This window comes from Caulobacter sp. NIBR1757, assembly GCF_027912495.1.
Classification (GTDB): Bacteria; Pseudomonadota; Alphaproteobacteria; order Caulobacterales; family Caulobacteraceae; genus Caulobacter.
In genome coordinates, this window is record NZ_CP115463.1 from 845,955 (window position 1) to 870,244 (window position 24,290).

At 68.4% G+C, this 24,290-nt stretch carries 22 protein-coding genes; 11 read left to right on the forward strand and 11 right to left on the reverse strand.

Annotated elements, in window-relative coordinates:
- Window positions 1–7 precede the first annotated feature (7 nt).
- Genes O5I81_RS03990 through O5I81_RS04005 form a run of 4 tightly spaced genes read left to right on the forward strand, consistent with a single transcriptional unit; the run spans window position 8 to window position 2,883 of the window.
- Window positions 8–931 carry a phytanoyl-CoA dioxygenase family protein gene (locus tag O5I81_RS03990; RefSeq protein WP_271067653.1) on the forward strand — a complete coding sequence of 308 codons (924 nt, stop codon included), beginning with the start codon at window positions 8–10 and terminating at the stop codon, window positions 929–931.
- Window positions 931–1,710 carry a phytanoyl-CoA dioxygenase family protein gene (locus O5I81_RS03995; RefSeq protein WP_271067654.1) on the forward strand — a complete coding sequence of 260 codons (780 nt, stop codon included), beginning with the start codon at window positions 931–933 and terminating at the stop codon, window positions 1,708–1,710. The genes O5I81_RS03990 and O5I81_RS03995 overlap by 1 nt, the downstream gene beginning before the upstream one ends.
- Complete coding sequence (locus O5I81_RS04000; RefSeq protein WP_271067655.1) at window positions 1,711–2,442, forward strand: TylF/MycF/NovP-related O-methyltransferase; 732 nt, start codon at window positions 1,711–1,713, stop codon at window positions 2,440–2,442.
- A 54-nt stretch (window positions 2,443–2,496) separates the two neighbouring features.
- On the forward strand, window positions 2,497–2,883 hold the full coding sequence (locus O5I81_RS04005) for a translation initiation factor 2 (RefSeq protein ID WP_271067656.1): 387 nt from the start codon (window positions 2,497–2,499) through the stop codon (window positions 2,881–2,883).
- 3 nt (window positions 2,884–2,886) lie between these two features.
- Here the strand turns inward: O5I81_RS04005 and O5I81_RS04010 are convergent, their stop codons facing one another.
- Window positions 2,887–3,309, reverse strand: coding sequence for a hypothetical protein (locus tag O5I81_RS04010; RefSeq protein WP_271067657.1), 423 nt, complete (start codon window positions 3,307–3,309; stop codon window positions 2,887–2,889).
- 61 nt (window positions 3,310–3,370) lie between these two features.
- Window positions 3,371–4,900, reverse strand: coding sequence for an NAD(P)/FAD-dependent oxidoreductase (locus O5I81_RS04015; protein ID WP_271067658.1), 1,530 nt, complete (start codon window positions 4,898–4,900; stop codon window positions 3,371–3,373).
- A 192-nt stretch (window positions 4,901–5,092) separates the two neighbouring features.
- Between O5I81_RS04015 and O5I81_RS04020 the strand changes: the two genes are divergently transcribed.
- On the forward strand, window positions 5,093–5,461 hold the full coding sequence (locus O5I81_RS04020; RefSeq protein WP_271067659.1) for a hypothetical protein: 369 nt from the start codon (window positions 5,093–5,095) through the stop codon (window positions 5,459–5,461).
- Here O5I81_RS04020 and O5I81_RS04025 read toward each other — a convergent pair.
- The 3 genes from O5I81_RS04025 to O5I81_RS04035 form a co-directional block, all read right to left on the reverse strand.
- The gene (locus tag O5I81_RS04025; protein WP_271067660.1) at window positions 5,458–5,661 is read right to left on the reverse strand and encodes a hypothetical protein; all 204 of its coding nucleotides are present in this window, start codon (window positions 5,659–5,661) and stop codon (window positions 5,458–5,460) included. The genes O5I81_RS04020 and O5I81_RS04025 overlap by 4 nt on opposite strands.
- A 4-nt stretch (window positions 5,662–5,665) precedes the next feature.
- Window positions 5,666–6,646 carry a 4-hydroxybenzoate octaprenyltransferase gene (gene ubiA, locus O5I81_RS04030; protein WP_271067661.1) on the reverse strand — a complete coding sequence of 327 codons (981 nt, stop codon included), beginning with the start codon at window positions 6,644–6,646 and terminating at the stop codon, window positions 5,666–5,668.
- 318 nt (window positions 6,647–6,964) lie between these two features.
- Window positions 6,965–7,522, reverse strand: a complete 558-nt coding sequence (locus O5I81_RS04035) for a TetR/AcrR family transcriptional regulator (protein ID WP_271067662.1) — start codon at window positions 7,520–7,522, stop codon at window positions 6,965–6,967.
- 114 nt (window positions 7,523–7,636) lie between these two features.
- Between O5I81_RS04035 and O5I81_RS04040 the strand changes: the two genes are divergently transcribed.
- On the forward strand, window positions 7,637–8,593 hold the full coding sequence (locus O5I81_RS04040; protein ID WP_271067663.1) for an SDR family NAD(P)-dependent oxidoreductase: 957 nt from the start codon (window positions 7,637–7,639) through the stop codon (window positions 8,591–8,593).
- 266 nt (window positions 8,594–8,859) lie between these two features.
- Window positions 8,860–10,647, forward strand: a complete 1,788-nt coding sequence (locus O5I81_RS04045; RefSeq protein ID WP_271067664.1) for an ABC transporter ATP-binding protein — start codon at window positions 8,860–8,862, stop codon at window positions 10,645–10,647.
- A gap of 188 nt (window positions 10,648–10,835) precedes the next feature.
- Here the strand turns inward: O5I81_RS04045 and O5I81_RS04050 are convergent, their stop codons facing one another.
- Both O5I81_RS04050 and O5I81_RS04055 read right to left on the reverse strand, forming a co-directional pair.
- Window positions 10,836–12,032: a winged helix-turn-helix domain-containing protein gene (locus O5I81_RS04050; RefSeq protein WP_271067665.1), complete on the reverse strand. Its 1,197-nt coding sequence runs from the start codon at window positions 12,030–12,032 to the stop codon at window positions 10,836–10,838.
- Window positions 12,033–12,232: 200 nt separating this feature from the next.
- Window positions 12,233–13,213, reverse strand: coding sequence for an aldo/keto reductase (locus tag O5I81_RS04055; protein WP_271067666.1), 981 nt, complete (start codon window positions 13,211–13,213; stop codon window positions 12,233–12,235).
- Window positions 13,214–13,252: 39 nt separating this feature from the next.
- Between O5I81_RS04055 and O5I81_RS04060 the strand changes: the two genes are divergently transcribed.
- A complete protein-coding gene (locus O5I81_RS04060; RefSeq protein ID WP_271067667.1) occupies window positions 13,253–14,071 on the forward strand; it encodes a sulfotransferase domain-containing protein in 819 nt (272 codons plus the stop codon).
- A 182-nt stretch (window positions 14,072–14,253) separates the two neighbouring features.
- Here the strand turns inward: O5I81_RS04060 and ppk2 are convergent, their stop codons facing one another.
- The gene (gene ppk2, locus O5I81_RS04065) at window positions 14,254–15,018 is read right to left on the reverse strand and encodes a polyphosphate kinase 2 (RefSeq protein ID WP_271067668.1); all 765 of its coding nucleotides are present in this window, start codon (window positions 15,016–15,018) and stop codon (window positions 14,254–14,256) included.
- 45 nt (window positions 15,019–15,063) lie between these two features.
- Here ppk2 and O5I81_RS04070 point away from each other — a divergent pair, with 45 nt between their 5' ends.
- Both O5I81_RS04070 and O5I81_RS04075 read left to right on the forward strand, forming a co-directional pair.
- Entirely contained in the window at window positions 15,064–15,783 is a 720-nt protein-coding gene (locus O5I81_RS04070) for a 16S rRNA (uracil(1498)-N(3))-methyltransferase (RefSeq protein WP_271067669.1), read from the forward strand.
- A 121-nt stretch (window positions 15,784–15,904) separates the two neighbouring features.
- Window positions 15,905–17,278 (forward strand): glutamate--cysteine ligase, encoded by a 1,374-nt coding sequence (locus tag O5I81_RS04075; RefSeq protein ID WP_271067670.1) that lies wholly within the window; start codon window positions 15,905–15,907, stop codon window positions 17,276–17,278.
- Window positions 17,279–17,501: 223 nt separating this feature from the next.
- Here O5I81_RS04075 and O5I81_RS04080 read toward each other — a convergent pair whose 3' ends face one another.
- Window positions 17,502–17,918, reverse strand: a complete 417-nt coding sequence (locus tag O5I81_RS04080) for a DUF427 domain-containing protein (protein ID WP_271067671.1) — start codon at window positions 17,916–17,918, stop codon at window positions 17,502–17,504.
- Window positions 17,919–18,118: 200 nt separating this feature from the next.
- Between O5I81_RS04080 and O5I81_RS04085 the strand changes: the two genes are divergently transcribed.
- Window positions 18,119–20,029, forward strand: coding sequence for an oligopeptide:H+ symporter (locus tag O5I81_RS04085; RefSeq protein WP_271067672.1), 1,911 nt, complete (start codon window positions 18,119–18,121; stop codon window positions 20,027–20,029).
- Between the two features lie 212 nt (window positions 20,030–20,241).
- On the opposite strand, the gene O5I81_RS04090 is transcribed toward O5I81_RS04085, so the two are convergent.
- Complete coding sequence (locus O5I81_RS04090; RefSeq protein ID WP_271067673.1) at window positions 20,242–22,356, reverse strand: outer membrane beta-barrel protein; 2,115 nt, start codon at window positions 22,354–22,356, stop codon at window positions 20,242–20,244.
- A 307-nt stretch (window positions 22,357–22,663) separates the two neighbouring features.
- On the reverse strand, window positions 22,664–24,142 hold the full coding sequence (gene tldD, locus O5I81_RS04095) for a metalloprotease TldD (RefSeq protein WP_271068989.1): 1,479 nt from the start codon (window positions 24,140–24,142) through the stop codon (window positions 22,664–22,666).
- Window positions 24,143–24,290 lie beyond the last annotated feature (148 nt).

The window sequence follows — 24,290 nt, forward strand, 5'->3', positions numbered from 1 at the left end:
CACCGTTATGACCCTGGCTCAGCCCGTTCCGGCCGAGACGAGCGCGGTCGATGACTTCGTCCGCGACGGCGTTCACCTGTTCGGCGAGGTGCTCGACCCCGCCGCCTGCGCCGCCCTGCTGGCTGAGCTGAAGGCTGGCCGCGACTGGGGCGAGGGCCTGTTCCTGAGCGAGGCGGAGTTCGACGCCGACCCGCAGTACCGGGGGGTGAATCCCCGGCCGGGGCGCAACCTGCTGGAGGGTTATGAGGCGCGGCTGAAGCTGGTGGAGGCCAACCCCGCCATCGTCGCCGGCCTGACCGCCCTGCTCGGCGAGGGCTATGGGCTGATGGACCGCAAGGTGGTCTGCGGCGTGCCGGCCAGCGCCATCCCGCCCTGGCTGAAGCGGCGGATCGCCGGCAATCCGGTCAATAATCTGGGGGCCTTCGTGAAGCCCCAATATCGGGATGTCACCTACTTCTACGGCATCGACTTTCATCAGGACCTGATCGACTTCAAGGGCCGCGAGGCCGACTTCCTGACCCTCTATGTCTACCTGGCGCCGGTGACCAAGGCCGACGCGCCGCTGTTCCTGCTGGAGGGCAGCCATCGGCTGGGGGCCTCGGTGTTTCCGCATGATCTGGTCCAGCAGGGCCAGACCTGGCGCTATCGCAGCGAGGGGCGCGAGGCGATGACCAGCCAGCGGGTGCTGACCGGCGGTGCGGGCTATGCGGCCATGTGGCATGCCTGCACCCTGCACGGCACCCAGCCGGACGAGGCCGATCACGAGCGGATCTCGCTGCGCTACCTGCTGGCCCGGGGGCCGGGGCTGAGGGCCGGGATCGACCTGGTCAACGCCGGGCTTGAGGGGCCGCTGGCCCTGGATGACACGCGCATCGATCTGGATGCCGCCGGGGCGGCGCGGATCAAGGCCAACAGCGTCAACCAGGCCTGATGCAGGCGCTCGTCGTCCATCGCGGCCTGATGCCGGCCAGCCTCATCGCCGAGGCGGTCGATACCCTGCGCGAGATGCTGGCGCCGGAGGGGCCGGGCGAGGCGGACCTCGACGCCCTGGTTGATCGGGTGCGGGCCGAGGACCGGGCGCGGCTCGGCGCCGTCTACGACGCCTTCCGCGAGACCTTGGTCTTCCAGCAGCTGATCGCCGCGCCGGCCCTGGTGGCGGCAGCCCGGGCCATGGTCGGGGCGACACGGGTGCATGCGCCGTTCCAGCATGCGGTGTTCCGCATGGATCTGGCCGGGGAGGCCTGGCGCGGGTTCCAGTGGCATCAGGACGCGCCCTACAATGTGCTGTCCGAGCGCTATGTGACGGCCTGGCTGCCGTTGACCCAGTCGGGCCGGGCCAACGGCTCGATCCAGGCGGCGCCCGCCCTGTCGGACCGGCTGTGGCCGGTGGATATCCGCTACAAGCGCGACGGCGCCGGCAATCGCCTTGGCACCCGCGACGCCTTCATCGCCGAGGCCCTGCAGCCGACCTTCGAGGCGGCGGCAGAGACGCTGGAGCTCAGCCCCGGCGATGTGGCCCTGTTCCACAACCGCCTGGTCCACCGCTCGGGGTTCAACCCCGGGCCGCGCCACCGCTATTCGATCCAGGTCCGCTTCGGCGACCTGATGGCGCCAGAGATGCTGGCCCGGGGCTGGCGCAACCGGCGCGTCGATGGCTTCGAGACCTTCAAGACCCTGCACCCCGACCTGATCGCTTCCGAGGAAACGTAAATGACCGCCGCCCCCAAGATTCCGGCAGACGAGACCCTGCGCTCCCTGCTCAAGGGCCACCTCGACGATCATGACCTGATCGCCAACCTCGGCAGCTTCGCCCGGCGCATGCACTTCATGAAGGCCTTCGCCCACTACGAGGTGTTCAAGCTGATCCAGGACCTGCCCGGCGATATCGTCGAATGCGGCGTCTACAAGGGCAGCTCCCTGCTCAGCTTCGCGCGGTTCCTGGAGACCTTCTGCCCGGGCGACCGCACGCGAAAGGTGCTGGGCTTTGACCACTTCCGGGGCCTGGCCGACCGCACGGACAAGGACGGCCTCGACGACCGGGTCGGCAACACCGCCGAGGGCTGGAACCCCGGCGCCTTCCGCGACACCCTGTTCGCCCTCGTCGACGCCTTCAACGCGGACGCCTTCGTCACCGTGCGGCCGAGGATCGAGCTCGTCGATGGCGATGTCTGCCAGACGGCCGGCCAGTACGTGGCCGAGAATCCGGGCACGCGGATCAGCCTGCTGCACCTCGACATGGATCTCTACGAGCCGACCCTGGCGGCGCTGAAGGCCTTCTGGCCGCGCATCCTGACCGGCGGGGTGGTGCTGTTCGACGAGTTCGCCATCCGCGAATGGCCGGGCGAGACCGAAGCCGTCGAGGAGTTCTTCGACGGCAAGCCGCCGCGCATCGTCAAATTCCCCTGGGCCTCGGCCCCGGGCGGTTATTTCATCAAGGCTTGAGGCTGGCCGCGGCGGGCCGGGTGGTTTATCAGGCCGGTTTTCGGGGGAATCTCAATGACCAACAAGTTTCGCACGGCCGGTCTGGCCGCCAGCACGCTCGCCGTCGTCCTGCTGGGCGGCTGCGCCACCATGAGTCGGGGAACCCGGGTCGAATGGCGGGTCGAGTCCAACCCCGTCGGGGCCAAGGTCGAGACCACCCTCGGCTGGAGCTGCAACACCCCCTGCAGCCGCAAACTGCAGCGCAACGTCGAGTTCGACGTCACCGTCAGCGCGCCAGGCTACAAGTCCAGGACCGTCCACATCGACAAGCGCTTCAACAAGGGCGGGGCGATCACCTTCGCCGGCGGCCCGCTGAGCGCCGGCATCGACTTCAAGAACGGCGCGGCCTTCGATCTGGCGCCCAACCCGCTGATCGTGACGCTGGAGCCCGAAGCGCCGTAGCGCCTAGTCGGCGGCTGGACGTTTGCCGGCCCGCGCCGTCGCCACGAACCCCGCCAGCAGGCCGACGGTGAGGGGCATCAGGGCTTCGGCCAGGCTGGGGCCCAGGACCTTCAGGTCGTTGGTTCCGGTCTCGGCGACCGCCCGCGCGATGTGGCTGGCGTCGTACAGCGTGGCCAGCAGGCCAAAGCCGATCGCCAGCATCGCCATGATGCTCAGAAAGCCGCTGGCCTGGCCCGAGCGATTGGGCAGCAGGGCGGCCAGGCCGAGCACGGCCAGCAGGAGGAAGGTCGCCATCTTGGTGATCAGGTCGGCGTCGTAGAGCAGCGACGGCAGGAACTGAAGGGTCTCGCTGTAGACGGCCAGGCCGACGATCGCGGCGAAAGCGGCCACGGTCGCGGCGCCGAGCGCCAGTGCTAAAGGCTTCATTCGACCAGTCCCCCAATGGAGGTTCGACCATAGCAAGCGCGCCGCGCCTGGCAACCGGCGGTCAGGCCGCCGATCGCTCCGCCTTCGCCGTGGCCGGGCTATAGAGGAACTCCGGGGCGTCGAGGTCGACCTTGGGCAGGGCGTCCTTTTCGGCCCAGTAATCCTGGGTGTGGCGCCATTCCGGCCGGTCGCCGGCCTTGGGCAAGAGGTGCATGCCGCGCATCAGGTAGCCCGGGTTGAAGTTCTCCGGGTCGATCCAGGGCAGCAGCTTCATGCCCTCGTCCTCGGGCCGCAGGATCGGCTCGACCCGGGCGGCGCCCTTCGCCTTCATATGGTTGAGCAGGCGGCAGACGAAGTCGCCGAGCAGGTCGGCCCGCAGGGTCCAGCTGGCGCGGAAATAGCCCATGACCCAGACCATGTTGGGCACGCCGGTGAACATCATGCCGCGGTAGGTGACGGTCTTGGAAAAGTCGACCGGTTCGCCGTCGACCTTGAAGGCGATGTCGCCCATGACGTTGAGGTCGAAGCCGGTGGCGGTGATGACGACGTCGGCCTCCAGCTCCTGGCCGGACTCGAGCAGGATGCCCTTTTCCGTGAAGCGGTCGATGTGGTCGGTGACGACGCTGGCCTGGCCCTTGGTCACGGCCTGGAAGATGTCGCCGTCGGGCACGAAGGCGATGCGCTGGCGCCAGGGGCGGTAGCTGGGGGTGAAGTGCTTCTCCACCGCCTCGGGCGGCAGGAACATCGAGACCCCGGCCAGCAGCTCGGCCTTGACGGTGTCCGGCTCCTCGATAGAGCGGCGGGTGAAGGCGGCCTGGTCGAACAGCACCTTGCGGCGGACCAGTTCGTGAATCCACTCCTCCGGCGCGTCCAGCTCGCGCAGCAGGTTGGCCAGCTCGTTCTCGTTGCGGCCGGGGATGAAGTAGGTCGGCGAGCGCTGCAGCAGGGTGACGTGGGCGCAGTCGTCGGCGATGGCCGGCACCAGGGTGGCGGCGGTGGCGCCGGAGCCGATGACGACGACCTTCTTGCCCTTCAGGTCGATGTCGTCGGTCCAGGTCTGCGGATGGATGATCTGGCCCTTGAAGTCGGCCATGCCCGGCCATTCGGGCGTGTAGCCTTTCGAATGACGGTAGTAGCCCTGGCACATCCACAGGAAGTTGGCGGTGATGCGCACCGGCTCGGCGTTGTCGCCGCGCACGGCCTCGATGGTCCAGAGGTTGTCCTCGCTCGACCATTCGGCCCGCTCGATGCGGTGGTTGTAGCGGATGTGGCGGGCCAGATCGTTTTCGTCGATCACCTCGCCCATGTAGTCGAGGATCTCGCGGGCCGTGGCGATGGGCGGGCCGACCCAGGGCTTGAAGCGATAGCCGAAGGTATAGAGGTCGCTGTCCGAGCGGATGCCCGGATACTTGTGGGTCAGCCAGGTGCCGCCGAAGCTTTCCAGCGTCTCCAGCACCACGAAACTGCGGTCCGGGCACTGTTGCTGCAGATGGTAGGCGGCGCCGACGCCGGAGATGCCGGCCCCGACGACGAGGACGTCGAAATGCTCGGTTTTCTGGGCCACGGCGGGCGCGAAGGCGGTGTCGGTCATGGTCGGCTCCCTGACGCCGCCTCTCGTTGGGACGGCCTTTGTGCGGAATTCTGACGCCGGGCGGGCCGCTTCCCTTTGATCCGGATCAACTCAGGTGAACATTGATCACAAATATTGACCAGCCCCTTTGCAACGTCCCGGCCGGGTTTTTGCGTTAGGCTTCCGCCTGCCCGAACGAACAAGGACCCGTCCATGCGCCTGATCCCCCTCGCCGTCGCCGCCACCGTCGCCCTCGGGGGCCTGACCGTCCTGACCCTGCCGACCCGCGCCTCGGCGGCCAGCTTCGACTGCCGACGGGCGGCGACGGCGACCGAGCGGACAATCTGCGCCAACCTCGGCCTCAACGACCGCGATGTGCGGATGGCCCAACTGTACGACATCGTCCGCCACCTGGTGCCGATGGGAACGCGGGGGGCGATCATGGACCGACAGGCGGTCTGGATCCGCGAGCGCAACCGCTGCGGCGGCAATGTCTCCTGCATCGGCCAGTCCTATGACCGGCGCATCCGGGAACTGAACCGGGTGCTCGAAGAGCGGGTCTATCCGCAGGGGCCGTTCTAGGCGAACAGCCCGAGCACCGCGCCAAGGCCCCAGGCGGCGGTCCCGAGGAGAGCGACCACCAACAGACCGGCCAGCGCGCCCTTCAGTTGCGCCACCAACAACCGGTCGCCCTTGACCGTGCTGCGATGCTGCACCGCCGCGTTCACGGCGAACCAGGCCAGAAGGCTGAGGCCGCCGAGCAGGTAGGGCAGGACCATCATCGCCTTAGAACCCCGCCGGCCGCCAGAGGCCGGCGATCAGTCCAGCCACCAGCACGGCCCCGGCCCAGACGTTCGACTTGAACAGCGCCAGAGCCCCTTGCGGATCGTCGAGCCGCAGGGCGGCGGCCTGTCGTGACAGCATCAGGCCGAAGACGGCCAGCGGCGGCAGCATCAGCGGGCCCAGCCCGCCAAGCCAGCCGGCGGCGAGAACCAGGACGAAGCAGGCGACATAGAAGCCGATGACGCCCCGGGTGGTGTGCTCGCCGAGCGCGCGGGCCGAGGACTTGACGCCGGCCAGGGCGTCGTCCTCGAGGTCCTGGACGGCGTAGATGGTGTCGTAGCCGAGGGTCCAGAAAATCAGGCCGGCATAGAGGATCACTGCCGGCCAGGGGTCGAGCGGGCGGGTTGCCGGCTCGGGGGTCAGGCCGATGAGGCTGAGCAGGGTCGGCCCGCCGAGCGCGGCGGCGAAACCGAGCGGGGCGCCCCAGTTGAAGGTCAGGCCCAGCCAGGCCTGCGGCCACCAGGTGATCCGCTTCATGAAGGGGTAGGCGGCGACCAGGGCCAGGGAGGCGACGCCGAGACCGACGGCCCAGAGGTTCATGGTCAGCAGGATGAGCAGGCTGACGAGGGAACAGCCGATCAGGAAGGCCCAGGCCTGTTTCACCGTGATCTGGCCGGCCGGGATCGGGCGCTGGGCGGTGCGGGCGACCTGGGCGTCGAAGTCGCGGTCGACGATGTCGTTGAAGGCGCAGCCGGCGGCCCGCATCAGGGCGGCGCCGACGAGGAACTGGACCAGCAGCACGACGTCCGGCCAGCGGCCCTGCATCGAGCCGGCGAGGGCGATGCCCATCCAGCCCGGCAGCATGAGCAGCCAGATGCCGGCCGGCCGGTCGAAGCGGCCGAGCTTCAGCCAGGGCTGCAGGGCCGGCGGCGCATGGCGATCGACCCAGTTGGTCGGCAAGGCGTCGGGCAGGATGTGAGTCATGCGAGGGTTATCGCCGGTTCGAAGCCGCAGTCCAACGCCGGGCGGACAATGGCCCGTCTTTCGAAGCGAGATCATTATAGCAGAAATCCTGGTCGGGCGCGGAAATTTTCATGAGGTTTTACAACCCTCTAAGTCCTACCGGGCGACCCTCCGAAACCAGCCGGGCGCCGTCATTCGACCCATTCCGGACCCCCCCGAACCTACCCGAAAACCACCCTCGGAGGCGCGCTGTCGGCGAGATCAGTCGGCGCGGGTCAAATCTTCGGATTCGGCCGGCGAGCCATTTTTTGAATCCAGGGTATGGGATGGCCCCGGTCTTTACCGCGCCAATCCATCCATCAGCACATCGACGAGCCGCCGGGCGCTGTCGGCCCAGTCGGGATCGCCCGCCCCGAAGCTGAAGCCGCTGAGCAGGCGCTTGATATCGGCCGACTGGATGTCTGGGCGGATGTCGCCGGCGGCGCGGGCGGCGCCGACCAGGGCGTCGAGGGCCTCCGTGATCAGTTGGCCGGAGACGGCGTAGAGATCGTCGCGCGGGCCGGCCAGGGCGGCGACGATCAGCTTCTTGGTCGCCATGTAGTCGACCAGCAGGTGCATCCACCGGCGCAGGGCCTCGCCCGGTCGATGGTCGGCCAGCAGGGCGGGGACGGTGGCGGCCAGGGCCTCGACCTCGCGGCGATAGACGGCGCCGACCAGGGCGTCTCGCGTCGGGAAATGGCGGTAGAGGGTGCCGATGCCGACCTCGGCCCGGCGGGCGATCTCGTCGAGGCTGACCTCGGGCCCGGTCTCGCCGAAGCCGGCGCGGGCGGCCTCCAGCAGGCGCTCGCGGTTACGCTGGCTGTCGGCGCGCGGTTTGCGGGCGGATTGAACGGACACGAAAAGCAGGCCTTGATAAACGGAGGATGCCTCCGTATATGAAGCGGAGACTTCCTCCGTTTTAACGGCGCGGCCATCGGTTGGCAATGCGCGGAGGGGTCGGGAGAGCAGACAATGAGCAAGATCTTCGGAGCCACCTCCACCACCGACGACGTGCTGGACGGCGTCGACCTCACCGGCAAGCGCATCCTGGTGACCGGCGTCTCGGCCGGGCTGGGCGTCGAGACCGCCCGCGTTCTGGCCGCCCATGGCGCGACCGTGGTCGGCGCGGCCCGCGACCTGACGAAGGCGGAGGCCGCCACCCAAGTGGTGCGCGACCAGGCCGCGAACGGCGGCTCGCTGGAGCTGATCGAGCTGGACCTGGCCTCGCTGAAGAGCGTGCGGGCCGCCGCCGACAGGCTGGTCGCCGAGGGCAAGCCGTTCGACGTGGTCATCAACAACGCCGGGGTGATGGCCTGTCCCAAAAGCGAGACCGCCGATGGCTTTGAGACCCAGTTCGGCACCAACCATCTGGGCCACTTCGTCTTCACCAACCGGATCGCGTCGCTGCTCAAGCCGGGCTCGCGGGTGGTCAACCTGGCCTCGGCCGGCCACCGGTTCTCGGACGTCAACCTGGACGATCCCAACTTCGAGACCACCGAATACACCGAGTTCGGCGCCTATGGCCGGTCCAAGACGGCCAATGTCCTGTTCGCGGTGGAGTTCGACCGCCGTCACAAGGATCGCGGCGTGCGGGCCATCGCGGTGCACCCGGGCGGCATCCAGACCGAGCTTGGCCGCCACATGACGCCGGAGATCACCCAGGCGATGATCGACAGGATCAACGCCAACCAGCCGGCCGATCGGCCTTTCAGCTGGAAGACCATTCCGCAGGGCGCGGCGACCTCTGTCTGGGCCGCCATCGTCGCCGACGTGAACGAGGTCGGCGGCCTCTATTGCGAGGACTGCCATCTGGCCGAACGGCAGGAGAGCGCCGAGGTCCGCCACGGTGTGCGCGGCTACGCCATCGACCCGGACAATGCCCGGGCGCTGTGGGCCAAGAGCGAAGAGATGGTCGGGGAGACGTTCTAGGCGACGTCTTGAGACCAAACTCTCCCCCCGCGTTAGCGGGGGGAGGACCGCTCTGGAGCCTCCAAGCGACAGAGCAGGAGGGGGGCACGGCCGGTTGGTGATTGTCCTGCCGGCGGTGGGGCCCGCCTCCTGATTTCTCGCTAAGGCTCGAAATCTGTCCTCCTCCCGCTTCGCGGGGGGAGAGTTTGTTGTTGGAATGACGCGTCGGCGGTTTTTCGGGCTGCCACCCTCCCGCCGAACGCCGGTCTCGCCTATGTCGGGCCGCCATGAGTGAGCATTACGAAGACGAGGAGGCCACCCGCACCCGGGTGCTGTCGAACGGCCAGGTGCTGGCCTTCATCGCCCGGCTGTGGCTGCGGCGGCCCCTCCTGCTGAGCGGGGCCGCCGGGCTGATGCTGCTGGCGGTGGTCTTCGACCTGATGCTGCCGACGACCTCGAAGTGGCTGCTGGACGCGGTGGCGGCGCCGGACCGTGACGCCGGCCGGGCCTGGGGGGCCTGGGGCTGGTTCGTCGGGGTCTATGTGGCCTTCCTGGTGACCCGCAACATCGCCTTCCGCCTGTGGAACCCGCTGGCCGCCCGCAACATGCGCGACATGACCGACGAGGCCTTCCGCCGCGTGCAGGGCTTTTCCGCCGACTGGCATGCGGACAGCTTCGCCGGCTCGACGGTGCGCAAGATCAGCCGGGCGATGTGGGGATACGACAGCGTATCCGACGCCCTGGTGCTGTGGATTGGCCCGGCGCTGATCGTGCTGGTCGGGCTGTGCGTGCAGATGGCGCTGCGCTGGCCGCTGGTCGGGCTGCTGTCGTTCGTGGTGGTCTGCGGCTACCTGTGGGCCAACCTGTGGCTGGTGAAGGTCTATGTGCGGCCGGCCAACCTGAAGTCCAACGCCCTGGACAGCCGCATCGGCGGGGCGCTGGCCGACGCCATCACCTCCAATCCGACCGTCAAGTCGTTCGGCGCCGAGGCGCGCGAGGAGGCGCGGTTCGCCGAGGTGACCGACAGCTGGCGCCGGGCGGTGATGATCACCTGGAACCGGTTCATGGACGTCTGGATCTTCCAGAACATCCTCTCGGTGGCGTTGCAGGCCGGCACGACCGGCATCCTGTTGAACCTGTGGATGCAGGGCAGGGCGACGCCGGGCGACATCGCCTTCGCCATCACCGCCTTCATGCTGATGAGCGGCTATCTGCGGAATCTCGGCGAGAACGTGCGGATGCTGCAGAAGGGCATCGACGACGCCGAGGACGTCGCCTCCTACGAGCGCACCACGCCGCAGGTCGCCGACCGCGAGGGGGCCCCGGCGCTGAGCGCCGTGCGCGGCGAGATCGTCTTCGACGACGTGACCTTCCGCTACAAGAGCGCCGAGACGCCGCTGTACGACCACTTCAGCCTGACCATCCGGCCGGGCGAGCGGGTGGCGCTGGTCGGGGCGACGGGGGCCGGCAAGTCGACCTTCGTCAAGCTGGTGCAGCGGCTGTACGACCTGAACGGCGGGGCGATCCGCATCGACGGCCAGGACGTGGCGGCGGTGACGCAGGGCTCCCTGCGGCGGTCGATCGCCGTAGTGCCGCAGGACCCGGCCCTGTTCCACCGGACCATTGCCGAGAACATCGCCTATGCCTCGCCGGGCGCGACCCTGGACGAGGTGCGCGAGGCGGCAAGACGGGCGCGGGCGGATGGCTTCATTGCCGATCTGCCGAAGGGCTATGACACCCTGGTCGGCGAGCGGGGCGTCAAGCTGTCCGGCGGTGAACGCCAGCGGGTGGCGATCGCCCGGGCCTTCCTGGCCGATGCGCCGATCCTGGTGTTCGACGAGGCGACCTCGAGCCTGGACGTGGAGACCGAGCGGGAGGTGCAGGCGGCGATGGAGGACCTGATGGCCGGGCGGACGACGATCGTGATCGCGCACCGGCTGTCGACGATCCGCGGAGCGGACAGGATCCTGGTGTTCGAGAACGGACGCGTTGTCGAGGAAGGCACGCATGGGTCGCTGAAGGCGCAGCAGGGGACGTATGCGCGGCTGGCGGCGTTGGCCGAGGGGACGGCGTAGGGGTTCGGGCTGGTCTCCGTCCCTCCCCGAATTGGGGAGGGCAGGCGCGCGTTGCGCGCCGGGTGGGGAAGTGGGTCACCGGCCAGGCCGGAGAGGCTTCTCAGCACGAACTCACGAAGGTCTCGAACCGAATTCCCCACCCGACGCGCGTTGCCGCGCGTCTGCCCTCCCCAATTCGGGGAGGGAGGTTACAGCGCTTTCTGCAGCGCTTCCGCCAGGTCGCCCTTGCCGACCACGACGACCCGCTCCAGCCCCAGCCATCCGGCCATCAGCTTCAGCTCCGTCGCCAGCGCCGACGCCGTTTCGCCCGTCGCGTCGCTTTCCCGCCAGGCGGCCTGGACCAGCAACCTCCCGGCCTTGCGGTCGCTCTTCAGGTCCACCCGGGCGGTGATCGCCTCGCCCTCCAGGAACGGCAGGACGTAGTAGCCGTGCTCGCGCTTGTGGGCCGGGGTGTAGATCTCCAGCCGGATGCGGACGCCGAAGATCCGTTCGGTGCGCTCGCGGAACCAGATCAGGTTGTCGAAGGGCGAGAGCAGGGCGCGGGCGTGGATACGGCGCGGTATCTTCGCGGCCGGCCACAGATACGCCGGCTTGCCCCAGCCCTTGACCGTCACCGGGGTCAGTTCGCCGGCCTCGACCAGTTCGGCGATGCGGGCCCTGGTGTCGGCGACGCCCAGCCGGAAATAGTCGCGCAGGTCGGTCTCGGTGGCGATCCCCATGGCCCGGGCGCTGATGCGGACCAGCTCGCGTTGGGCGTCGGCTTCGGTCGGGGTGGAGGTGTTGATGACGGCCCCGGGCAGGACCCGTTCGGTCAGGTCGTAGACCCGTTCGAAACTGCGCCGCGTCTTGGTGGTGATCTGGCCGGTCCAGAACAGCCACTCCAGGGCCCGCTTGCCCTCCGACCAGGACCACCAGCCCGGCGCGCCGCGCGGGCCGGTGGCGAAGTCGCCGCCGGTGACCGGGCCGCGCCGTTCGATCTCATCGCGGATGCCGTCGATGTAGTCACGGCGTTCGCGGGCGAAACGGGCGATGCCCTTCCAGATGCCGTCGCCGGCTTCGGCCCGGGCCATGCGCCAGCGCAGCAGCGGCTGGTTGGCGACCGGCATCAGCGAGGCTTCATGGCCCCAGTATTCGAACAGGCTGGGCTTCTTGCCCCAGGCCTCGGTCTCCAGGGTGTCGCGGGCGTAGTCGCCGAGGCGGGAGAACTTGGGGAGGTAGTGGGTGCGGGTGACGACGTTGACGCTGTCGATCTGGACGACGCCGAGCCGTTCGACGGTCTTGCGGAAGTGGCGGGCCGAGGGGGCGGCCGGGCGGGGCTCGGCGAAGCCCTGGGCGGCCAGGGCGATTCGCCGGGCCTGGGCGGCGGTGAGGGTGACGGGCGCCATCATCCTCACCCGTAGCGAAGCGTACGGGGGAGGGGGACCGCCCGCGCAGCGGGTGGTGGAGGGGGCGAGGGCCGTGCGCCGATGTTCATGGAATGTTTCGTGACATGATTCTTGGCCGGCGTCAGAGGTCCGCGCACGGCCCTCGCCCCCTCCACCACGCTTCGCGCGGTCCCCCTCCCCCGTGAACGGGGGAGGATGAGCTAGCTGTGATCCAGCACCGGCTTCGGCTGGTAAGGCTTCTCCAGCGCCTTGACCTCGTCATCCGTCAATTCGAGGTCGAGCGCCGCCAGGGCTTCCGACAGGTGGTGCAGCTTGCTGGCGCCAACGATCGGCGCGGTAATGGCGTCGTTGCGCAAGACCCAGGCCAGGGCGACCTGGGTGTTGGAGACGCCGCGGGCTTTTGCGATCGCCTCGACCGCATCGACGACGGCGTGGTCGGCGTCGCGGTAGTAGAGGCGGGGGCTGAATTCGTCGGTGCGGGCCCGCTCGGTATTGCCCTCGCCCGGCTTGGCGCGGCCGCCGGCCAGGAAGCCGCGGGCCAGCGGCGACCAGGGGATGACCCCGACGCCGGCGTCCTTGCACAGCGGCAGCATCTCGCGCTCTTCCTCGCGGTAGACCAGGTTGTACTGCGGCTGCATGGAGACGAACTTCGTCCAGCCGTGCTGTTCGGACGTGGCCAGCATCTTTGCGAATTGCCAGGCGAACATCGAGCTGGCCCCAATGTAGCGGGCCTTGCCGGCCTTCACGACGTCATGCAGCGCCTCCAGCGTCTCCTCGATGGGGGTGGCCGGATCGAAGCGGTGGATCTGGTAGAGGTCGATGTAGTCGGTGCCGAGGTTCTTCAGGGAGCGGTCGACCGCCTCCATGATGTGCTTGCGCGACAGGCCGCCGGCGTTGGGGCCGGGGCCGTGCGGGAAGAAGACCTTGGTGGCGATGACGGTGTCACTGCGGCGGGAGAACTCGCGCAGCCATTTGCCGGTGACCTGCTCGCTGACCCCGTTCGAGTACATGTCGGCGGTGTCGAAGAAGTTGATGCCGCCCTCGATGGCGGCCTTGAAGAAGGGCTCGGCGGCGGCCTCGTCCAGCACCCATGGACGCCAGGCGGGCGATCCGTACGTCATACAGCCGAGACAAAGGCGTGAGACCTTCAGGCCGGTGTTGCCGAGGCGGACGTAATCCATGGCGTTGTCTCCTGTGCTGCACCTAGGTGGAGGCCCGCGATGAGTTTGGCAACGGACAGCATGGCGCTGGCGGGACGCGACCTGGAAAACGATATCCAGGCCTTCCACCTCGTCCGTTACGCCTCGTCGGTCGATGGCTTCCTGGCGACGGCGAAGAACAGCGGCACCCATTGGCTGAGGTTCATGGCCAGCCACGCCATCGCCCACCGGCTGTGCCTGCCCTCGCCGGAGACCTCAAGCGGGCCGGGCAGCGACGATTTCATCGGCCATCCCAAGCATGCGCGCGTGCACCCGACGGCGCCGCGCATCGGCAGCTCGCACAACATTCCCTCGCGGCTGATCACCGTGGCGGCGGAGGTCGGGATGCTGGACCTGCCGCCGACCGTGGTGCTGGTCCGCGACCCGCGCGAGGCCTTGGCCAGCTATTATGTGAAATGGGCGGAGACCTACGAACTGGGCACGTTCTCGGAGTTCCTGCGGCGGCCGGCGCCGGGGAAGAAGAAGATCGATGACGTCTGGTGGTTCGTGCGGTTCTTCAATCGCTGGGGCGCCCTGGCGGCGGCGCTGCCGGACCGGGTGCTGGTGCTGAAGCACGAGGAGCTCAAGGCCGATCCCGGCGCCGGGGTGCGGCGGTTCTGGGCCCACTTCGGCGTCCGGCTGGACAGCGACGACGTGGCGGCGGCGGTGGCGGTGTCGAGCAAGGCGGCGGTGGCGGCCAGGCTGGACCCGGCCTACGGCGAGGCCATCGTGCCCAGCGAGGCGAAGCGGGCGGTCGTCTGGAGCGACGAGGACCGGGCCTGGCTGTCAGCGCTGCTGCGCGGCCATCTGCGGCACGACTTCGGGTATCTGGGCCACTAGGGCATGTCATCCTTCGGCCGGGCGCAGCCCGGTCCGGAGGACCCACGGCAAGGGCGGAACCGGCTGGAGTCCGCAAGGGCGGCATCGAAGGCTGCGCATCTTTCCAAACGCCAGCAGCCCGGCGGACGGGTGGGTCCTCCGGATTGGCTTCGCCAACCGAAGGATGACATCCGGGTGGATGGTTAGCGCTCCAGCCGCCCATCGGTGAGCGCCGACGCCTCGAACGGGAACAGCACCGTCGGGTCGGGTTTGGCCACCCCCTTGCGCAGCCGGGCCGGGGCGACGGCGTGCAGCAGGTGGCGCATCACCGCGATGCGGGCGGCCTTCTTGTGGTCGGCGCGGACACAGGTCCAGGGCGCGGCCTCGGTATGGGTGCGGATCAGCATCAGGTCGCGGGCCCCCGAATAGTCGTCCCAGCGCTTCTGGGCCTCGGCGTCGAGGGGACTGGTCTTCAGGGCCTTGAGCGGGTCGAGGTGGCGGTTCTTCAGCCGCTTGGCCTGCTCGTCCTTGCTGATGTCGAGCCAGAGCTTGATGATCTTGATGCCCTCGCGGACCAGCAGCTGTTCGAAATCGGGCGCGGCGACGAGGAAGGCCTCGTGCTGTTCCGCCGTGCAGAAGCCCATCACCGGCTCCACCCCGCCGCGATTGTACCAGGAGCGGTTGAAGATCACGCAGTCCCCGGCCGCCGGCAGATGCGAGGCGAAGCGCTGGAAGTACCACTGGGACTGCTCCCGGTCGGAGGGCTTGGGCAGGGCGACGACCGGCGTGGTGCGGGGCGGCAGGTGCGCGACGATGCGGCGGATCGTGCCGTCCTTGCCGGCCGCGTCGCGGCCCTCGAAAATGACCAGCACCTTCTCGCTCTGGTCCATCGACCATTTTCGCCAGCTGACGATGGCGGTCTGCAAGGCGATGAGTTCGGCGTCGTAGGCTTCGGAATCTTTTCCCATCGGCCACGCTAAACACGGGCGGCCTTGTCGCGCTAGAAGGCGTGCATGATCCGTCTCTTCGTAAACGACGAGCTGAAGGCCGGAGCGCCCATCGCGCCGGGCATGGAAGCCTCCCGCTATCTGATCGCCGTCATGCGTCTGGCCATCGGCTCGGAAGTGCTGCTGTTCAACGGCCGCGACGGCGAATGGCGGGCCACCGTCGTCGATCCGGACAAGCGGCGGTGCCGGCTGACGGTCGGCTCGCGGGTGCGGGCCCAGGAGACGGGCCCGGACCTGACGCTGGTCATGGCCCTGGTCAAGCGCGGGCGGCTGGAGACGATCATCGAGAAGGCGGCCGAGCTGGGCGCGGCCCGGGTGCAGCTGGTGCTGACCCGGCGGACCAACGCCGACAAGGCCAATGTCGAGCGGCTGCAGGCCATTGCCATCGAGGCGGCGGAGCAGACCGGGCGGCTGGACGTGCCGGAGATTTTGCCCCCGGTAAAATTGTCGAAGCTGATCGAGGCCTGGGATTCTACCCGGAGGCTGATGTTCTGCGACGAGACCGGCGGGGCGCCCGTGCTGCAGGCGCTGAGCGGGGCGGAAGGCGGACCATGGGCCATCCTGATCGGGCCGGAGGGCGGTTTCGATCCGGAGGAGGCCGAGCGGCTGCGGGCCATGGATTGCGCAAGCGTGGTGTCGCTCGGCCCACGCATCCTGCGAGCCGACACGGCGGCGATCAGCGCCATGACTCTGTGGCAGGCGTCGGTGGGCGACTGGCGCGGTTAGCTGTCACACGGCCTTGCGAAGGACGTGATTGTCTCCCACCTGCTGAACAGCGTAAAGATCGCCGCCGGTTGGGGAAGGGCCTCCCCCGCCTATCGGAAGTAACAGCCTGGGGAGGCATGCCATGGCGGATACCGGGACGGACGACCGTCCGCTGACGCTCGACCAGCTGACCGCCTATTTCGCCGACGGCTGCAAGCCGAAGAGCGCCTGGCGAGTCGGGGCCGAGCACGAGAAGTTCGGCTTCAACCTCGCCGACCATTCGACCGTGCCCTACTACGGCGAGCGCGGCATCGAGGCCCTGCTCAAGGGCCTGATGCGATTCGGCTGGACCCCGGTGCTGGAAGACCGGGCCGATGGCGGCCAGACCATCATCGGGCTGGAGCGCAATGGCGCCAACGTCAGCCTGGAGCCGGGCGGGCAGTTCGAGCTTTCCGGCGCGCCGCTGAAGACCATGCACGACATCTGTTCGGAGACCGGCCAGCACCTGGACGAGGTGAAGACCGTCGCCGACGAACTGGGCCTGGGGTTCCTGGGGCTCGGCTTCCACCCGACCATCCGCCGCGACCAGGCGGAGATCATGCCCAAGGGCCGCTATGTGATCATGCGGCGCTACATGCCGCTGGTCGGCAACCTCGGCCTCGACATGATGCTGCGCACCTGCACGGTGCAGGCCAATCTCGACTTTTCCAGCGAAGCCGACATGGTGGCCAAGTTCCGCACCAGCCTGGCGCTGCAGCCGATCGCGACGGCGCTGTTCGCCAACAGCCCCTTCACGGAAGGGCGGCCGAACGGCTTCCTGTCGGCGCGGGCCAACGTCTGGACCGACACCGATCCGGACCGCACCGGCCTGCTGAACTTTGTTTTCGAGGATGGCTTCGGCTTCGAGACCTACGCCCGCTATGCGCTGAAGGTCCCGATGTACTTCGCCAAGCGCAAGGGCCTGTACATCGACCTGGCCGGGCAGTCGTTCGAACAGTTCATCGACGGCAAGCTTCCCGACATGCCGGGCCAGCGGGCGACGATGAAGGACTGGGCCGACCACACCACCACCATCTTCCCGGAGGTGCGGCTGAAGTCCTATCTGGAGATGCGCGGCGCCGATGCCGGGCCCTGGAGCCGGCTCTGCGCTCTGCCGGCCCTGTGGACGGGCATCTTCTACGATGAGGCGGCGCTGGCCGCGGCCTGGGACCTCTGCAAGGACTGGACGCCGGAGGACCGCGAGGGCCTGCGCCGCGACGTGCCGCGCCTGGGGCTGAAGGCGCAGGTCGCCGGGCGTTCGGCGCGCGACGTGGCCGTCGACATGGTCGCCATCGCCCGCCAGGGCCTGAAGAACCGGGCCGAGCTGGACGGAAGTTTCATCGACGAGACCACCTACCTGGGCGAACTCGAGGAGATCGCCGACAGCGGCATGACCCCCGCCGACCGGCTGCTGGAGAAATTCCACGGCGAGTGGAAGGGCGACATTGGCCGGGTGTTCACGGACTGCGCCTACTGAAAATCCTCCTTCGGCGCGAAGCGACGGGGGAGGGGGACCGCCCGCGCAGCGGGTGGTGGAGGGGGCAGCGCCGGCGGACGGCGTTGACCCTGAACGCGGCTGTCTCGTCCGCGCCAGAACGCTTTTGATCCTGCCAGGCCGGCGCTGCCCCCTCCACCACCGCCGCTGAGTCGCGGCGGCGGTCCCCCTCCCCCGTCAGGCCTTCGGCCTGCCGAAGGAGGATTTAGCTCAGCGGATCGATGTCGGCGTACGGCGGATCGTGCGGCGGGACTTTCAGCTCGGGCTCGGCGCCGGCCGGGCTCCGCTCGATCTCCACATGCTGCGGATAGAAGGCGATGTGATCCTTGATCACCCCGGCCCCGTCGATCGGGTCCTCGTAGCTCCAGGCGGCGTTCTCGATGACCTTGGCGTCGCGATAGATGGTGAAATAGCTGGCCGCGCCCTTGTGCGGGCAGCGGGTCGAATGGTCGGTCCTGCGCAGGGCCAGCATCTCGACATCCTCGCGAGGGAAATAGACGACCGGGGCGTAGGACCCCTCGTTCAGCACCAGGGCATGGGCGGAATCGGCGATCTCATGGCCCTCGAACAGGGCGCGAACGCGCCCCGGGGCGGCGGTGAATTTCAGATAGGGCTCGGTCATCGGGACGGCTCCTTGTGCGTGCAGTCTGGCTAACGCTCCAGATGGGGCGCGGGCTCCGCCGACGCCAGCCGGAGAACGCCGTACGGTAAACCGTTGCTTGTGAAACGATCCGCCGCGTGATTTTCTCCCGGCAAATAGGGGAGGTTGGGGTGGAATCCGTTTCCGCGCCCTGCCGCTAAGTTCAAACAGGGTCTTATCGTATGAATATTGTCATCGTGCTGGGGATCCTCGTGACCCTGGCGACCGGTATTCCGGTCTTCATGCAGATGCGAAAGCATCCGCCGGGCCTGAAGATCCTGTTCTTCGCCGAGATGTGGGAGCGGTTCTCCTACTACGGGATGCGCGGCATCCTGATCTTCTACCTCACCCAGCACTTCCTGTTCGACGACAAGTACGCCGGCGGCCTCTATGGCTCCTACACCAGCCTGGTCTACCTGCTGCCGCTGATCGGCGGCATCCTCGCCGACCGCTTCATCGGCACCCGCAAGGCCATCGCCTTCGGGGCGCTGCTGCTGGTCGCCGGGCACGGCCTGATGGCTGTCGAAGGCAAGCCGGCGACGCAGAACCTCATCTACGAAGGCTCCAAGTACGAGTTCGTGGTCGAGGGCCGCGGCGACGCGCGCGACGTCCGCATCAAGGTCGGCGACGCCACCTACGCCTTCAAGCCGTCCGAAACCGGCGGCCTGGCCATCGAGGGCCTGCCGGCCAACGCGCCGCTCCCGGCCGTGCTGGACAAGGGCAGCTTCACGCAGGAAGTGGTCAAGAGCGACTCCACCTACGTCAACATCTTCTTCCTGGCCCTGTCGCTGATCATCATGGGGGTCGGCTTCCTGAAGCCGAACATCTCGACCATCGTCGGCCAGCTGTACCCGCAGGGAGACCCGCGTCGCGACCCGGGCTTTACGCTGTACTACTACGGCATCAACCTCGGCGCCTTCTGGGCCTCGGTGCTGTGCGGCTACCTCGGCCAGACCTATGGCTGGGGCTGGGGCTTCGGCCTGGCCGGCATCGGCATGCTGGCCGGCTACATCGCCTTCGTGCTCGGCAAACCCCTGCTGGAGGGCAAGGGCGAACCGCCGAACCCGGAAGCGCTGAAGAAGTCCATCGCCGGTCCGCTGAACCTCGAAGGCCTGATCTACCTGGGCGGTATCCTGGGCGTCGGCGTGGTCTGGTTCATGGTCCAGCGCAACGCCGTCGTCGGCTGGGTGCTGGGCATCAGCACCCTGCTGTCGCTGGCCTACATCGTCTTCTTCATGATCGCCCAGTGCAACAAGGTGCAGCGCGAGCGGATGATGCTGGCCATGGTGCTGATCTTCGGCGCCGTCGTCTTCTTCACCCTCTTCGAACAGGCCGGCACCTCGCTGAACCTCTTCGCCGACCGCAACGTCGACCTGTCGCTGATCAGCCAGCCGTTCACCCTGGACCTGTTCGGTCAGAGCTTCTTCTTCGGCACCCGTGAGCAGGTCATGGCGCCGGGGGTTCCGGACACCGTCCGCTGGATCGACATGGGCATCACCGCCGCCCAGACGCAGTCGTTCAACGCCGGCTTCATCCTCATCTTCGCGCCGATCTTCGCCGGGATGTGGCTGTGGCTCGGCCGCCACGGCAAGGATCCCAACCCGGTCATGAAGTTCGGCCTCGGCCTGCTGCAGGTGGGTCTCGGTTTCCTGGTCGTGGTCTGGGCCGGCGGCATGGCCGACACGGCCTTCCGCATGCCGTTGATCATGCTCGGCCTGCTCTACCTGCTGCACACCACCGGCGAGCTCTTCCTGTCGCCGGTCGGCCTGTCGGAGATCACCAAGCTGTCGGTGGCCAAGGTCGTCAGCTTCATGATGGCCGTCTGGTTCCTGTCCAGCTCGATCGCCCAGTTCGTCGGCGGCTGGATCGCCGGTCTGGCCGGCACCGAGACGGTCGGCGGCCAGGTCCTCGACCCGGGCGCGGCCCTGGCCACCTCGCTCAGCGTGTTCGGCAAGCTGGGCTGGGTCGGCGTCGGCGTCGGAGTGTTCTTCGTGCTGATCAGCTTCGTGATCAAGCACTGGGCCCATGGCGTGAACGACGCGGATAGCCATGAGAAGGACCCCCGCGAAGGGCCGGCCACCGAGCAGGCATAGCGAGGGGCAACCCAACAGGACGAAGGCCCCGGAGCAATCCGGGGCCTTTTTCTTGTGGCTTGAAGGAAAGAGGGAGCGGCGCTGTGTCCAGCGGGACTGGGTTGGCCTGGCGGGGGACTACCGCTCATGGGGCCAACCCGAAGGACACAGCGCCGCTCCCCTAGTCGCCAGGGCGTCGCGGGGCATGGCGACGCCGGGGCGGAGTTGGCGGGCTAGAAGGTCTTTCGGATGCGCATGTAGAAGAAGGACGGGTAGTCGAGTGGGCGAACCTCCCGGAAGTTGATGCTGCCGGTGTCGCGCGGGGCGTCGTACAGCTGGCGGCTGAAGGTCAGGTCGCGGCCCAGCAGGTTGTGGGCTTCGAAGCGGATGGCCAGGTCGGGGTAGGGCTTGTACTCGGCGTACAGGGTCACCCAGGTCTCGAGCTCCAGCTGGTCGGTGCGGTCGAAGCGGTAGTAGCGCTCCTCGAAGTTGCCGAAGACGTCGATGCCCCACTGGGTCTTGTATTTGGCCAGGTCCTGCGAGAAGCGGACTTCCCATTCGAAGGGCGACTGGCCGCTGATGCGGCGGGTCTCGCCGGTGGTCGGGTCGGTGACCTCCGACTGGCTCCATTCCAGATTCGACCGCAGGAGGCCGCCGGGGATGCCCAGCTTGCCCAGGGGCAGGGTCAGGGCGATCTCCAGCTCGTCGTTCTTGCCGTCGCCGATGTTGCCGGGGGCGTCGAAGTTGCAGGAAAGATCGCTGGTGTCGGGAATGCCGGCGACCAGCGGGCACTGGCTGACGTCGGTGACGCGGATGCGGTCGGTGGCGTCGGTGATTTCCTCATGGGTGAGCTTCACCGTGACGGCGCCGTCCTTCCAGAACTTGCGCTCGTAGGCGACCTCGAACACCGTCGTCTTGCTGGGCTCCAGGTCGGCGCCGCCGGCGGTGACCGTGCCGCCGGTCGACAGCGAGATCGAGCTGGCGAAGTCCCGGAAGTTCAGCTGGCCGACCTCCCGCTCGATGCGCACCCGCACCTGGTCGACCTCGGTCGGCGACCAGGTCGCGATCATCCGGGGCTTGTAGTAGGTGAACTCCTTGGAGAGGGTGGTCGCCCCCGACTGGCTGATCGTCGAGGCCTCGACCTTCAGGCCGCCCTCGATGGCCAGCTTGGGATTGAGACGCCAGTTGGCGGTCAGGAAGGCCTCGCCGCGCTCCTCCTCGACCCGCACATTGGCCTGCGGCAGGACGACGGGCACGCCGTTCTCGGCATAGGCGGTGGAGGCGTCGAGGAAGTTGAAGGCCCCCTCGGCCCCGCCCTCGACGATGAGGTTCGGCGAGAAGGTGTAGCGCAGCGTGCCGCGGGCGATGCTCTCGCCGCGCTCGGCGTTCTCGGTGAACAGTCCGGTGTCGGTCCCGTCATCGAACCGCGAGGAGTATTCGACCTCGCTGCCCGTCTGCAGGGCGGTGACCTCGACCTTGGCCTTGCCGAACTCGCGCTCCCAGCTGCCGCCGAACTCGGCATCCACCTGGTCTTCACGGTCCTTGACCACGAACAGGCGGCTGGTGCGCGGGTTGTCGAAGGCGTTCAGCGACCACTCGTAGAGGTCGGGATGGTAGCGGGCGTTGACCGCCACCCGGCCGCCGAACAGCGGGCTCTTCCAGCCGACCTTCAGGTCATAGCCATGGCCGGTGCCGGTCTCGTCCCAGGCGGTGCGGGTGACCGCGCCCGTCGAATCGACCGCCCGCTGGACGCCCTCGCCGGCCCCGTCATTGACGCCGACATAGAACAGGTTGGACCAGTTGAACGTGCCCGGCCCGACCGGGGCGCTGCCCTCGAAGCGCATGGCCGGCTGGGTCCGCCCGTCCTGGTGGATGGCGTTGGCCACGGCCAGCAGCCAGCTGCCGCCGCGGTCCTTCTTCAGGATGACGTTGGCGATGACGGTCTTGCCCTGCATGTCGATGCCGGGGGCGCCGCCGCGAATGATGTCGATGCGCTCGACGTCCTTGGCCTGGATGCGGCGCAGGGCGTCCTCGAGGCCTTCCGACTTGGAGGCGTTGCGCTGGCCGTCGATCAGCACATTGCCGGCCGCGCCGCCATAACCGCGAACGCTGTCGCCGTCGTCGAAGGCGAAGCCCGGGATGCGGGCGATCATGTCCATGGCCGAGTTCGGCGAGGCCTCGGCAAAGAAGCTGGCCGGATAGGGGGTGACGCCCTGGTTGGCGACGGGGGCAGCGGCCTGGGTCGCGATCGGCGCGGCTTCCTGGGCGAGCACGATGGCCGGCGCCGGGGCGGCCGTGGCGATAACGTCAGGCGATGCGGCCGCCAGCAAGGCGATAAACGGGCTCATACAGGTCTCCCCCTTCAGAGCCCCCCGGCCCGTCAGGTAGCGGCAACCTGCCCGCGCCCCGGATCGGGGACACGTTACAAGCCTGAAATGTAGATTAAATCTGTGAAATGTTGCCGGTGATCAGGTGGAAAACGATGGCGCGACCTCCCTCCCCGAATGGGGAGGGCAGGCCGAGGGCCGGGTGGGGCAGTGGGTAACCGGCCCCACCGGTAAGGCTTCTCAGCGCTTGGTCTTCAAAGTCTCGAACCGACTTCCCCACCCGACGCGCGTAACCGCGCGTCTGCCCTCCCCAAATCGGGGAGGGAAGTTAGACCGCCGTCCCGCCGACCGTCAGGCCCGTGATCTTCAGGCTCGGTTGCCCCACGCCCACCGGCACGCCCTGGCCTCCCTTGCCGCAGACGCCGATGCCCGGGTCGAGCGCGAAGTCGTTGCCGATCATCGTCACCCGGGTCAGGGCGCTGGGGCCGTCGCCGATCAGGGTGGCGCCCTTGACCGGGTGGGTGATCCTGCCGTCCTCGATGAGGTAGGCCTCGGTGCACTGGAAGACGAACTTGCCGTTGGTGATGTCCACCTGGCCTCCGCCGAGGCTGGCGCAGTAGAGGCCGCGCCTGGTCGAGGCGATCATCTCGTCCAGCGTATGATGGCCGCCCAGCATGACGGTGTTGGTCATCCGGGGCATGGGCATGTGGGCGTAGGACTGGCGACGGGCGTTGCCGGTGGGGGTCAGGTCCATCAGCCGCGCCGACTGCCGGTCGTGCATGTAGCCGGTGAGGATGCCGTCCTCGATCAGCACGGTGCGTTCGGTCGGGGTGCCCTCGTCATCGACGGTCAGGCTGCCCCGGCGACCCGGCAGGGTGCCGTCATCGACGACGGTGACGCCGGGCGCCGCGACGCGTTCGCCGACGCGGCCAGAGAAGGCGCTGATGCCCTTGCGGTTGAAGTCGCCTTCCAGGCCGTGGCCGACAGCCTCGTGCAGCAGCACGCCGTTCCACCCCGGTCCGATGACCACGTCCATCTCGCCGGCCGGACAGTCGATGGCTTCCAGGTTGACCAGGGCCTGGCGCAGGGCCTCGTCGACCTGGCCCTGCCAGCTCTCGGGCGTGATCCAGGTCTCGAAGCCGGCGCGGCCGCCGGCGCCGGAGGTGCCGGTCTCGCGGCGGCCGTCCTTCTCGACGACGACCTGGACGTTGACGCGGCTCAGCGGCCGCACGTCGCGCACCAGCCGGCCGTCGGCCCGCAGGATCTCGACCACGCGGCGCTCGCCGGCCATCGAGGCGGTGACCTGGACGATGCGCGAATCGCGGGCCCGGGCGAAGGCGTCGATCTCCTGCAGCAGGGCGACCTTCTCCGAGAAGCCGGGGGAGGCGACCGGGTTGTCCTCGCCGTAAAGGCGGATGTTGGTGCTGCGGGGGCCCTCGGCGGCGACGCCGCTGTAGCCGCGCTTGGCCAGGCGGGCCGAATCGGCGGCCCGGCCAATGGCGGCCTCGCTGATCTCCGAGGCGTGGGCGTAGCCGGCCGTCTCGCCGGCCACGACCCGCAGGCCGAAGCCTTCGCCCGAATCGTAGGAGGCGGTCTTCAGCCGGCCGTCGTCGAAGACGAACGCTTCGCTCTCGCTGTGCTCGAGAAACAGCTCGCCATCATCGGCGTCCTTGAGGGCGTCGGCGAGGATGGAACGGGCGCGGTCGGTCTCGACGCCGGCGGCGTCGAGCAGGGAGGGGGCGAGGGCAGGGAGGCTCATGGCGTTAAAGGTAGGGATCGCAAGCGCTGTCGTCACCCACCAATCCATCGCCATCCTCGGGCTTGTCCCGAGGACCCATGCTGGCGAACGCACGAACGGCCGGGGATTGCCCCCCGGCCGTTCTCTGTCTCACGATACCCGCTCGTGCGGGCTGAACCGTGGGTCCTCGGGACAAGCCCCGAGGATGACGACGGTG

Excerpts from the sequence above, each read along its gene's own strand:
- O5I81_RS04055 (WP_271067666.1), bottom strand. The coding sequence starts at position 13,213 with ATGGATTACGTCCGCCTCGGCAACACCGGCCTGAAGGTCTCACGCCTT.
- O5I81_RS04040 (WP_271067663.1), top strand. The coding sequence starts at position 7,637 with ATGAGCAAGATCTTCGGAGCCACCTCCACCACCGACGACGTGCTGGAC.
- O5I81_RS04015 (WP_271067658.1), bottom strand. The coding sequence starts at position 4,900 with ATGACCGACACCGCCTTCGCGCCCGCCGTGGCCCAGAAAACCGAGCAT.
- O5I81_RS04025 (WP_271067660.1), bottom strand. The coding sequence starts at position 5,661 with ATGATGGTCCTGCCCTACCTGCTCGGCGGCCTCAGCCTTCTGGCCTGG.
- O5I81_RS04045 (WP_271067664.1), top strand. The coding sequence starts at position 8,860 with ATGAGTGAGCATTACGAAGACGAGGAGGCCACCCGCACCCGGGTGCTG.
- O5I81_RS04005 (WP_271067656.1), top strand. The coding sequence starts at position 2,497 with ATGACCAACAAGTTTCGCACGGCCGGTCTGGCCGCCAGCACGCTCGCC.
- O5I81_RS04020 (WP_271067659.1), top strand. The coding sequence starts at position 5,093 with ATGCGCCTGATCCCCCTCGCCGTCGCCGCCACCGTCGCCCTCGGGGGC.
- O5I81_RS04075 (WP_271067670.1), top strand. The coding sequence starts at position 15,905 with ATGGCGGATACCGGGACGGACGACCGTCCGCTGACGCTCGACCAGCTG.
- O5I81_RS04010 (WP_271067657.1), bottom strand. The coding sequence starts at position 3,309 with ATGAAGCCTTTAGCACTGGCGCTCGGCGCCGCGACCGTGGCCGCTTTC.
- tldD (WP_271068989.1), bottom strand. The coding sequence starts at position 24,142 with ATGGATTGGTGGGTGACGACAGCGCTTGCGATCCCTACCTTTAACGCC.
- ubiA (WP_271067661.1), bottom strand. The coding sequence starts at position 6,646 with ATGACTCACATCCTGCCCGACGCCTTGCCGACCAACTGGGTCGATCGC.
- O5I81_RS04090 (WP_271067673.1), bottom strand. The coding sequence starts at position 22,356 with ATGAGCCCGTTTATCGCCTTGCTGGCGGCCGCATCGCCTGACGTTATC.
- O5I81_RS04060 (WP_271067667.1), top strand. The coding sequence starts at position 13,253 with ATGAGTTTGGCAACGGACAGCATGGCGCTGGCGGGACGCGACCTGGAA.
- O5I81_RS03990 (WP_271067653.1), top strand. The coding sequence starts at position 8 with ATGACCCTGGCTCAGCCCGTTCCGGCCGAGACGAGCGCGGTCGATGAC.
- O5I81_RS04070 (WP_271067669.1), top strand. The coding sequence starts at position 15,064 with ATGATCCGTCTCTTCGTAAACGACGAGCTGAAGGCCGGAGCGCCCATC.
- O5I81_RS04085 (WP_271067672.1), top strand. The coding sequence starts at position 18,119 with ATGAATATTGTCATCGTGCTGGGGATCCTCGTGACCCTGGCGACCGGT.
- O5I81_RS04000 (WP_271067655.1), top strand. The coding sequence starts at position 1,711 with ATGACCGCCGCCCCCAAGATTCCGGCAGACGAGACCCTGCGCTCCCTG.
- O5I81_RS04080 (WP_271067671.1), bottom strand. The coding sequence starts at position 17,918 with ATGACCGAGCCCTATCTGAAATTCACCGCCGCCCCGGGGCGCGTTCGC.
- ppk2 (WP_271067668.1), bottom strand. The coding sequence starts at position 15,018 with ATGGGAAAAGATTCCGAAGCCTACGACGCCGAACTCATCGCCTTGCAG.
- O5I81_RS04050 (WP_271067665.1), bottom strand. The coding sequence starts at position 12,032 with ATGGCGCCCGTCACCCTCACCGCCGCCCAGGCCCGGCGAATCGCCCTG.
- O5I81_RS03995 (WP_271067654.1), top strand. The coding sequence starts at position 931 with ATGCAGGCGCTCGTCGTCCATCGCGGCCTGATGCCGGCCAGCCTCATC.